The sequence below is a fragment of the Streptomyces sp. WAC 04229 genome (assembly GCF_003947455.1).
GTDB lineage: Bacteria > Actinomycetota > Actinomycetes > Streptomycetales > Streptomycetaceae > Streptomyces.
Genome location: NZ_QHJH01000249.1, coordinates 1 through 8,762 on the forward strand (window position 1 = coordinate 1; position 8,762 = coordinate 8,762).

Genomic DNA, 8,762 nt, shown 5'->3' on the forward strand with positions numbered 1-8,762 from the left:
GAACACCGCTACGAGTGGGCGACACGCCCGGTTCACGGGCGGGTCGCCCACTCGTAGCGGTGTTCCGGGCGGCCCGCGTCGCCGTACTTGAGCGTCAGCCTGGCCCGTCCCGTGCGCTCCAGGAGCTTCAGATAGCGCTGCGCGGTCTGGCGGCTCACCCCGGTCCGTTCGGCGATCTCCTGGGCGGAGAGCGGCCCGTCGGACTTCATCAGGCACTGGCGCACCGACTCGGCGGTGGTGGGGGAGTGGCCCTTGGGCAACCCCGGTTCCGACGGCGCCGACAGGGCGCCGAAGATCCGGTCCACCTCCGCCTGCTCCGCCTCACCGCCCCCGTCGAGGGTGCGCCGCAGCTCCGCGTACGCCTCCAGCTTGGCGCGCAGCCCCGCGTAGGCGAAGGGCTTGACCAGGTACTGGAGGGCACCCTGCCGCATCGCCGCCTGGACGGTCGACACGTCCCGGGCGGCCGTCACCATGATCACGTCCGTCTGGTGCCCACGCCGCCGCATCTCCTGGACGACCTCCAGGCCGGTCCGGTCGGGCAGGTAGTGGTCGAGCAGGATCAGGTCGAGGCGCGGCAGCCGTTCCACGCTGCGCAGCGCCTCCGAGGCGCTGTGCGCCTCGCCCGCGACGTGGAAGCCCGGCACCTTCTCGACGTAGGCGGCGTTGACCCGCGCGACCCGCGTGTCGTCGTCCACGACCAGGACCTCGATCATCGGGACTCCTCCTCGGCAGCGGTGTTCACGGGGGTGGGGGCCGGTACCGCGCGGGCGGCGGGGACGGGTTCCAGGTCCGCCTCCGCCAGTGCCTCGGGCAGGACGACCACGAATTCCGCGCCTCCGCCGTGCGCCGCGTCGACGGTGGCGCTGCCGCCCTGCCGCTCGGCCAGCCTGCGCACCAGCGACAGCCCGATACCGCGCCGCCGGTGCGCAGGCGGCTCCTTGGTCGACCATCCCGCCGTGAACACCAGCTCGCGGTGTTCCGCCGGAATCCCGGGCCCGGTGTCGCGCACCCGGAGCGTGGCGGCGCGCCCCTGTGCGCGCAGTTCGACCTCCACGCGCGCGTGCGGCGTCCCAGCGGTGGCGTCGAGGGCGTTGTCCACCAGGTTGCCGACGATCGTGACGAGCCCCCTGGGGTCGACCAGCCGGTCCGGCAGCCGCGTCCGGTCCGACACCCAGAGGGTCACCCCGCGTTCCGCCGCGACGGTCGCCTTGCCGACCAGCAGGGCCGCCAGCAGCGGGTCCTGGATCCGTTCGGTGATCTGCTCCGCGGTCACCCGGTGATCGCCGACCACCTCCCCGACGAACTCCACGGCGTCGTCGTACATCTCCAGTTCGAGCAGCCCCAGCAGGGTGTGCATGCGGTTGGCGTGCTCGTGGTCCTGGGCGCGCAGGGCGTCGATCAGGCCGCGCGTCGAGTCCAGCTCCCGGCCGAGCTGCTCCAGCTCGGTGCGGTCGCGCAGGGTGGCGACCGCACCTCCGTCGTCGGTGGGCATCCGGTTGGCCACCAGGACCCGCTGGCCGCGGACCGTCAGCAGATCGGTGCCGGTCACCCGGCCCGCCAGGACATCGGCCGTGCGCCCCGAGCCGAGCGCCTCGTCGGGGGAGCGGCCGACGGCCTCGGCGCCGAGGCCGAGCAACCGCTGCGCCTCGTCGTTGAGCAGCCGCATCCTGCCCCCTCGGTCCAGGGCGACCACGCCCTCCCGGATGCCGTGCAGCATGGCCTCGCGCTCCGCGAGCAGGCCCGCGATGTCCGAGAAGGCCAGGTCGCGGGTCTGCCGCTGCACCCGGCGCGAGATGAGCCAGGCCGCCAGCGCGCCCACGGCCAGGGCGCCGCCGGCGTACGCGAACAGGCCCGGAATGGCGTGGATCAGCCGTGCCCGAACGCTGTCGTAGGCGATGCCGACCGAGACCGCTCCCACGATGTCGCCGTCGGCGTCGCGCAGGGGCACCTTGCCGCGTGCGGAGCGGCCGAGGGTGCCGTCGTCGATCTCCATCACGTCCCGTCCGGCCAGCGCCTGCCCGGGATCGGTCGAGACGACCTCGCCGATCCGTGACGGGTCGGTGTGCGACCAGCGCACGCCCTGCCGGTCCATGACGACGACGTACTCGGCCTGCGTGGCCTTCCGGATCCGCTCCGCCTGCGTCTGCACCGGCCCGTCCGTCGCCGGACGGGTGGTCCGCAGTTCCTCGGCGACCTGCGGCTGCTGCGCGGTGGTCTGCGCGATCGCCAGCGCCCGGCGCATCGCCTGGTCGTCCAGCTGGTCACCGAGCGGCGCCAGGAACAGCCCGGTCGCGAGCACCGCGACTCCCGCGGCGATCGCCAGCTGCATCAGCAGCACCTGCGAGAACACCCGCCGCGGCAGGCCGAGGCGCCTGCGGCGTGCGGGGGGAGTGGAGCTCATACCCATGACCGTACGTGGGAGGTGGGGGCATCCCGTAGAGGGATGTGGCGCGGATCTCCCGTACGTGCTCCGGGCGGGCCGGTCCGTCCGTGCGTTCCGGGCGGGCCGCTGCGTCCACGCGTGACGGGCATGCGGGTGCGTCCACGCGTGACGGGCATGCCGGTGCGGCCCCGCGTGACGGGCGTGCCGGTGCGTCCACGCGTCCGCGCGGGCCGGTGCGTCAGCTCGCGAGCGCCGATGTCACGGTCAGTGCGCGCACCGCCGTGACCTCCATGCGTGCCGGTGAGCCCAGGACCGAGGCCCCGCAGCTCTCCGGGCGCGGCGGCGACGAAGCGCCCTGGGTGACGGTGACCCGCCAGTGCCGCCCGTCCGCGTGGGCCAGGGTCACCTCCCAGCGGGGTGCGGCACCGTCCGTCCGCAGGATGCTCAGCGCCCCGGCCGTGTCCTCGCCCAGGGTCGCGCGCAGGGCCAGCTCGGCGGCCTGGCCGGGACGCTCCCACGCCGAGTTCCCGCGGCAGCCCTCGACGACGATCCGGCCCTCCCGGGCGCCGTGCAGGATCTGCTTGACGTCATGGGCCTGGACGCGGCCGTAGACGTATCCGTGGGGCAGGACGAGCACGGTCGGCGAGAAGCGGTGGCCTCCCAGGTGCGTGACCTCCCAGACGCCCGCCGCCCCGGAGGCGGCGAGCTCGGCCGCAAGTGGGCGGCCCAGGAGTGCGCAGCAGCGGTCCCGCTTGCCGTTGGTGCAGACGAGAGCCAGGGGATCGCCGAGATGGGGGCCGCCGTCGAGGGCCGAGTCGAAGCCGCGGTGATCGCCCCGGCCGAGCGCCGCGAAATCGAGGTCGAGCAGTCGTCGGGGGTCCCTGATCGTGGTGGCGTGCACCCACACGTTTCCCGGCACGGTGTGGGCCGCGTACACCCTGCGTTCGACCGGAGTACCGCGGTCCGCGTGCCGTCCGGGCCTGCGGATGAGTGCGACGCGCACGCCCGTACCCTTCACCGCCTCTTCCAGGGTGCGGCCGAGTGCGGGGTCCAGGTGGCTCGACGTCAGCGCCTTGGCGCCCCACGGGCCGGGCTGTTCGAGCAGCAGCCAGGTCGTCGCAGTGGGCGCGGTGCCCGAAACGGGCTCGTCGAGGTCCCGGGAGACGGTTGAGCACGTACTCACAGAGGTGAGCCTAACCTGACTTGCCGCGCGGTGACTTCCCACCGCGCGGGAACGCTACTCCGGCGGTGGCTGCGGCGGCCGCGGGCCCGTATAGAGCCCGCTCGGCCGCATCCGCAGGGGGCGCTCCCCGTACTCCTCCAGCGCGTGCGCGATCCAGCCCGCCGTGCGGGCCACCGCGAAGATCGTCTCGGCCGCGGAGGGTGCCATGCCGGAAGAGGCGGTGAGGACGGCGAGGGCCAGGTCGACGTTGGCGTGCAGCGGGGTGTGGCGGGCGGCGGTGGCCTGGACGTCCCGGGCCGCGGCGAGGGCGGGCCCGGCTCGCGGGATGTCCTCCAGGAGCGCGAACAGGGCACGCGCGCGTGGGTCCTCGCCGGGGTAGAGCCGGTGCCCGAGGCCCGGGATGCGCCGGCCGGCCCGCAGCTCCTCGGCGACCACGGGTGCCGCGTTGCCCTGGTCGAGCACCTCCAGCAGCATCCGGTGCGCGAGCCCGCCCGCTGCGCCGTGCAGCGGCCCCTCGATCACGCCGAGCCCGGCGGACACCGCGGCGTAGGCGTGCGCCCGGGCCGACGCCGCCACGCGCACGGCGAGAGTGGAGGCGGCCAGATCGTGGTCGACGAGCAGGGAGAGCGCGGTGTCCAGGGCGTGCAGGGTCGGCTCGTCGGCGGGACGCCCGCTGAGCCGGGTCCACAAGCGGTGGGCGAGAGGGGACCGGTCGTCGCCGTCGCGCGCTACCGGCGGCAGCGCGGCCACCAGGGTGGGGATGAGGATGCGCGCGGTGCCCAGTACCGCGTCCTCCGACAGGTCGAAGCGGAGCGGGTCCGCGACCGCGGCGGCGATCGCCGCGACCCGCAACCGGTCGGTGGGGGCGGCGTGTTCGGGCAGGGCGCCGACGGCCCGGCGGGCGACGGTCACGGAGGACTCGGGCGCGGAGAAGGCGGCGCCTGAGCGCAACTCCCCGGTCCAGAGCCATTCGGCGACCTCTTCGTAGCTGTGGCGCGTGGCGAGTTCGACCGCGTCGACGCCCCGGTAGTAGTACCGGTCGCTCTCGATGAGCGTGATGCGGGTGCGCACGGCCAGTTCCTGGCCGGAGGCCGCGGGGGTGCCGGTGTCGCGCCGGTTGCGCCGGGCGAGGGCCCGTACCTCCTCCGCGTCGAAGGTGCTGCCCCTGCCGTCGTGGGTGCGCCGGCTGCCGAGCCGGCCGCGACTGACGTACGCGTACACGGTCTCGGGTTTCACGCCGAGGAGTTCGGCCGCCTCCTTGGTGGTCAGGCGCCGTGCGGCGTCGTCCGGGCGGCCGTGGTCTTGATCGCGCATGGGGTCACCGTATCGATCCTGAAGGTCCGTCCTGAGCCGTATATTGATTGAATCAATATTGACAGGGATCTGGTCAAGTATAGACAGTTGACTCAAGTTCGAGGAGGTAATCATGTCTGTCAACAAAACCGCGACCGGTCCGTCCCCAGCGGCTTCCGTCGAGGTGCCGCGCGGGCTCGCCGGCGTCGTGGTGGCCGAGACCGAGGTCGGCGACGTGCGAGGGCTCGAGGGCTTCTACCACTACCGCCAGTACTCGGCCGTCGAGCTCGCGCACAGCCGCCGCTTCGAGGACGTCTGGCATCTCCTGGTGCACGGGGAACTCCCGGACGCGCGGCGTGGGGCGGCCTTCGCCGCCGAGACCGCGGCGATGCGGAGCCTCCCCGACGCGGTACGCGCGGCGCTCCCCGCCATCGCGGCGGCCGGCGGGCATTCCGGTCCGCTCGCCGGCATGCGCACGGCCCTGTCGCTGCTGGGCGCGGCCCGGGGCTTCAGGCCCGTGTACGACCTGTCGGCCGAGGAGCGCCGCCAGGACACCGTGGTGGCCGCGGCCGCCGTCCCGACCCTGCTGACCGCCCTGCACCGGCTGGCACGCGGATTCGAACCGGTCGAGCCGCGCGAGGACCTGTCCTACGCGGCGAACTACCTCTACATGCTGACGGGCGAGGAGCCGAACGCCCGGCGCACAAGGGCGATCGAGCAGTACTTGATCTCCACCATTGACCACGGCTTCAACGCGTCAACGTTCACCGCGCGGGTCATCGCCTCGACGGGCGCGGACGTCGCGGCGGGCCTCACGGGCGCCGTGGCGGCGCTGTCCGGGCCCTTGCACGGCGGTGCGCCCAGCCGGGCGCTGGACACCCTGGACGCCATCGGCACTCCGGAACGCATCGACGGCTGGATCCGCGAGCGGGTGCTCGCCGGTGACCGCATCATGGGCTTCGGCCACGCCGTCTACCGCACCGAGGACCCGCGCTCCAGGATGCTCCGTGAGGTGGCGCGGGGGTTCGGCGGTCCGCGCGTGGAGTTCGCCGTGGAGGTGGAGCGCCGGGTCGAGGCGATCCTCGCGGAGCTGAAGCCGGGGCGGGAGCTGCACACCAACGTCGAGTTCTACGCGGGCGTGGTCATGGAGCTGTGCGGTCTGCCGCGCGAGATGTTCACCCCGACGTTCGCCGCGGCGCGGGTGGTGGGATGGAGCGCGAACATTCTGGAACAGGCGAGGGACTCGAAGATCATCCGTCCGGCGGCGCGGTATGTCGGGCCGGGGGCGCCGGTCGGGGTGCCGGCGCCCGCTTGAACACGCAGCCCGGCACGATCATGTGCCGGGCTCGGGCGGTGGGTCTACGCGGGAGGGTCCTCGGGGGTGTTGTCGCGGCGCCCGCGCCATGAGAGAACAGCCATGATCATCGCCGCGAGGCCGCCCAGGAATCCGCCGACGGCGCCCACCAGGTTGGCTATATCAGACATCGGGGATGTCCGCCTTGGCCCGGATGAGGGTCTCCCGGCTCACGACGACGATGCGTTCGTAGTCGGCGCGGGCGGCGTCGGCAGGCAGTTCACGCTCCAGCGCCTCGGTGGCCTCGGTGCCGATGACGGCGAAGTTGCCGTCGCTCAGCTCGAAGACGTCCGGGCAGGTGGATCCCGTGGTACTGCCACGAGCGCTGGGAGGCACACCGATGCGGCGCACGATTTTCAAGGGGTACCGGTCCTTAGAGACAGGGGCTGGCGGAGTGACGAGGCCACACCGTACTGGGTGAATGCGGACCACAGTGGCCCCCAGGCCGAAAGACACTCCGTCGCTAACTCCGTTGGGTGGCCTCAGTCGTTCGGAGGCGTGCCCACGACCCACCACTCGTCCGTGTCGGCCTCGTCCAGGTCCCTGACGAGAGCGTCGACCACCCGCCCCAGACGGGCTTCCTCGGAGCGCTCGTCGAGGGAGGCTCGCATGTTCCTGGACGCCTCCCAGTACTCACGGAAGATCGGGCTCTGGAAGAACTCCCGCAAGCGCCCCTGGAGCCCTTCCTGATCCAGGAGTCCTGCCTGATGCACGTGGTAGAGGTTCACGTACCAGGCGTTCGCGTAGAAGAACTGGCGGCGCCGTTCGGCCGGGATGCCCTTGTCGTAGGTGTCGATCACCTCGGCGAGGGACGGGTCGTCGATCGCCCTCGTGAGCAACTCCCAGTGCATACGCTGCTGATGCGCCAGCGACTGCCGCCGACTGGTCAGCTCCTCCAGCTCCAGTATTCGCTCCTGCAAGCGCACCGTCTCCAGCCGCCACTGCCGCGCGGCCAGCGACAGTCCCGCCGTGGCGAGCAGCAGCCCGGTCGCCGCGGAGCCGAACCTCCCCGTGATCTTCTTGCGTGTGGCCATGTCAACCCCCGAATCAGGCGACCGCCCGCCGGTCGTCGAGTGCGGGTCGGCTGACGGGGACCGGCGAGCGATGGGCGGCGCGTGCCACCTCCAGAGTGCCGAGCGGCGCTGATCGGCGGGGAGGCGGAGAGGAGGCGCACGGAGGGAAGCGAGGGTCGCACACTCCGGCGCCTTGCCAGACGCATGCCCCGAGAGTGCTGCTAACAATCGTTCACTCCGCGTCGGTCGCGGCGACTCGTATCCTGAGCAGGCCATTCCGCGCGCGGTGCACGACGTGCCGCGCAACGGCGTACGCGTGGGTGAGAGAGAGGTCGCACGGTGGGGCAGCGCCCGACACGGCAGCAGATTCCGGTCGTCGTACTCGTCGGGTTCCTCGGCTCCGGGAAGACCACACTCCTCAACCACCTCCTCCACCGCAGCGGAGGCAACCGGATCGGCGCCGTCGTCAACGACTTCGGCTCGATCGAGATCGACGCGATGGCGGTCGCCGGCGCCCTCGGCGACTCCACCGTGTCGCTCGGCAACGGCTGCCTGTGCTGTGCCGTGGACGTGAGCGAACTCGACGGGTACCTGGCGCGGCTCGCCCGGCCCGAGGCCGGCATCGACGTCATCGTCATCGAGGCGAGCGGCCTGGCCGAACCGCATGAACTCGTGCGCATGGTGCTCGCCGGCGAGCAGCCGGAGGTCGTCTACGGCGGACTCGTCGAGGTCGTCGACGCCGCCGAGTTCGACGACACGCGCGCCCGGCACCCCGAGATCGACCGGCACCTGGCCCTGGCCGACCTGGTCGTGGTCAACAAGACCGACCGGGCCGAGGACGCGGAGCGCGTGCTCGCCCTCGTCCGCTCGCTCAGCGACGGCGCCGCCGTCGTGCCCGCCACCTACGGCCGTATCGACCCCGCGTTCCTCTACGAGTGCCGGCCGAGCGAGGAGCGCGTGGGGCAGCTGTCCTTCGACGACCTGCACGACCGCGACGCGCACGGCGCTCACGCCGAGCACCTGCACGCGGCGTACGACACCCTCTCGTTCGTCTCCGACGAGCCGCTCGACCCGCGCCGGCTCATGCGGTTCCTCGACAGCCGGCCCGCGGGCCTGTACCGGATCAAGGGGTACGTCGACTTCGGCCCGTACGACCCGCGCAACCGGTACGCCGTGCACGCCGTGGGACGCTTCCTGCGCTTCTACCCGGAGCCCTGGCCGCCCGGCGCCGCCCGCCGCACCCAACTCGTCCTCATCGGCTCGGGCATCGACGCGCCCGCCCTCGTCAAGGAACTCGAAGCCTGCCGCGGCGACACCCCGCACGCCGACGAGCACGGCATGTGGGGCGTCCTGCGCTACGTACCGTCCCCGGACGGCGAATCCCCGGACGGCGAGGAGCCGCCGCCCACCGCCTAGTGATCTGGTCTTGAGTTCACGTCTCGCCACGTGAGTCGTGGTTCGTTTCAGATTTCGGCTCGGGCGGTGACAGCGGCTGGAGGCTGCGGTCTGCTGGAGGAATGGGGGACAGCAGGCTGC

9 protein-coding genes are annotated in these 8,762 nt (G+C 72.6%); 2 read left to right on the forward strand and 7 right to left on the reverse strand.

Translation table 11 applies throughout. From position 1 onward, the window contains the following. Positions 1 to 32: 32 nt before the first annotated feature. The 4 genes from DMH12_RS35040 to DMH12_RS35055 all read right to left on the reverse strand — a co-directional run bounded on the left by DMH12_RS35040 (position 33) and on the right by DMH12_RS35055 (position 4,880). A complete protein-coding gene (locus tag DMH12_RS35040; protein WP_125495360.1) occupies positions 33 to 713 on the reverse strand; it encodes a response regulator in 681 nt (226 codons plus the stop codon). After that, entirely contained in the window at positions 710 to 2,401 is a 1,692-nt protein-coding gene (locus DMH12_RS35045; protein ID WP_125495361.1) for a sensor histidine kinase, read from the reverse strand. Before DMH12_RS35045 ends, DMH12_RS35040 begins: the two co-directional genes overlap by 4 nt. A gap of 220 nt (positions 2,402 to 2,621) precedes the next feature. Further along, positions 2,622 to 3,566, reverse strand: a complete 945-nt coding sequence (locus tag DMH12_RS35050; RefSeq protein WP_125495362.1) for a sucrase ferredoxin — start codon at positions 3,564 to 3,566, stop codon at positions 2,622 to 2,624. Between the two features lie 54 nt (positions 3,567 to 3,620). Continuing rightward, positions 3,621 to 4,880 (reverse strand): citrate synthase, encoded by a 1,260-nt coding sequence (locus tag DMH12_RS35055; RefSeq protein ID WP_125495363.1) that lies wholly within the window; start codon positions 4,878 to 4,880, stop codon positions 3,621 to 3,623. A 112-nt stretch (positions 4,881 to 4,992) separates the two neighbouring features. On the opposite strand from DMH12_RS35055, the gene DMH12_RS35060 reads away from it, so the two are divergent. Then, positions 4,993 to 6,174 (forward strand): citrate synthase/methylcitrate synthase, encoded by a 1,182-nt coding sequence (locus DMH12_RS35060; protein ID WP_125495364.1) that lies wholly within the window; start codon positions 4,993 to 4,995, stop codon positions 6,172 to 6,174. Between the two features lie 44 nt (positions 6,175 to 6,218). Here DMH12_RS35060 and DMH12_RS40105 read toward each other — a convergent pair whose 3' ends face one another. The 3 genes from DMH12_RS40105 to DMH12_RS35070 all read right to left on the reverse strand — a co-directional run bounded on the left by DMH12_RS40105 (position 6,219) and on the right by DMH12_RS35070 (position 7,247). Further along, on the reverse strand, positions 6,219 to 6,344 hold the full coding sequence (locus DMH12_RS40105; RefSeq protein WP_260474457.1) for a hypothetical protein: 126 nt from the start codon (positions 6,342 to 6,344) through the stop codon (positions 6,219 to 6,221). Continuing rightward, the gene (locus DMH12_RS35065; RefSeq protein WP_125495365.1) at positions 6,337 to 6,573 is read right to left on the reverse strand and encodes a hypothetical protein; all 237 of its coding nucleotides are present in this window, start codon (positions 6,571 to 6,573) and stop codon (positions 6,337 to 6,339) included. The genes DMH12_RS40105 and DMH12_RS35065 overlap by 8 nt, the downstream gene beginning before the upstream one ends. Positions 6,574 to 6,695: 122 nt before the next feature. Further along, positions 6,696 to 7,247 (reverse strand): DUF6082 family protein, encoded by a 552-nt coding sequence (locus DMH12_RS35070; RefSeq protein WP_125495366.1) that lies wholly within the window; start codon positions 7,245 to 7,247, stop codon positions 6,696 to 6,698. Positions 7,248 to 7,565: 318 nt separating this feature from the next. On the opposite strand from DMH12_RS35070, the gene DMH12_RS35075 reads away from it, so the two are divergent. After that, the gene (locus DMH12_RS35075) at positions 7,566 to 8,642 is read left to right on the forward strand and encodes a GTP-binding protein (RefSeq protein ID WP_125495367.1); all 1,077 of its coding nucleotides are present in this window, start codon (positions 7,566 to 7,568) and stop codon (positions 8,640 to 8,642) included. Positions 8,643 to 8,762: the final 120 nt, after the last annotated feature.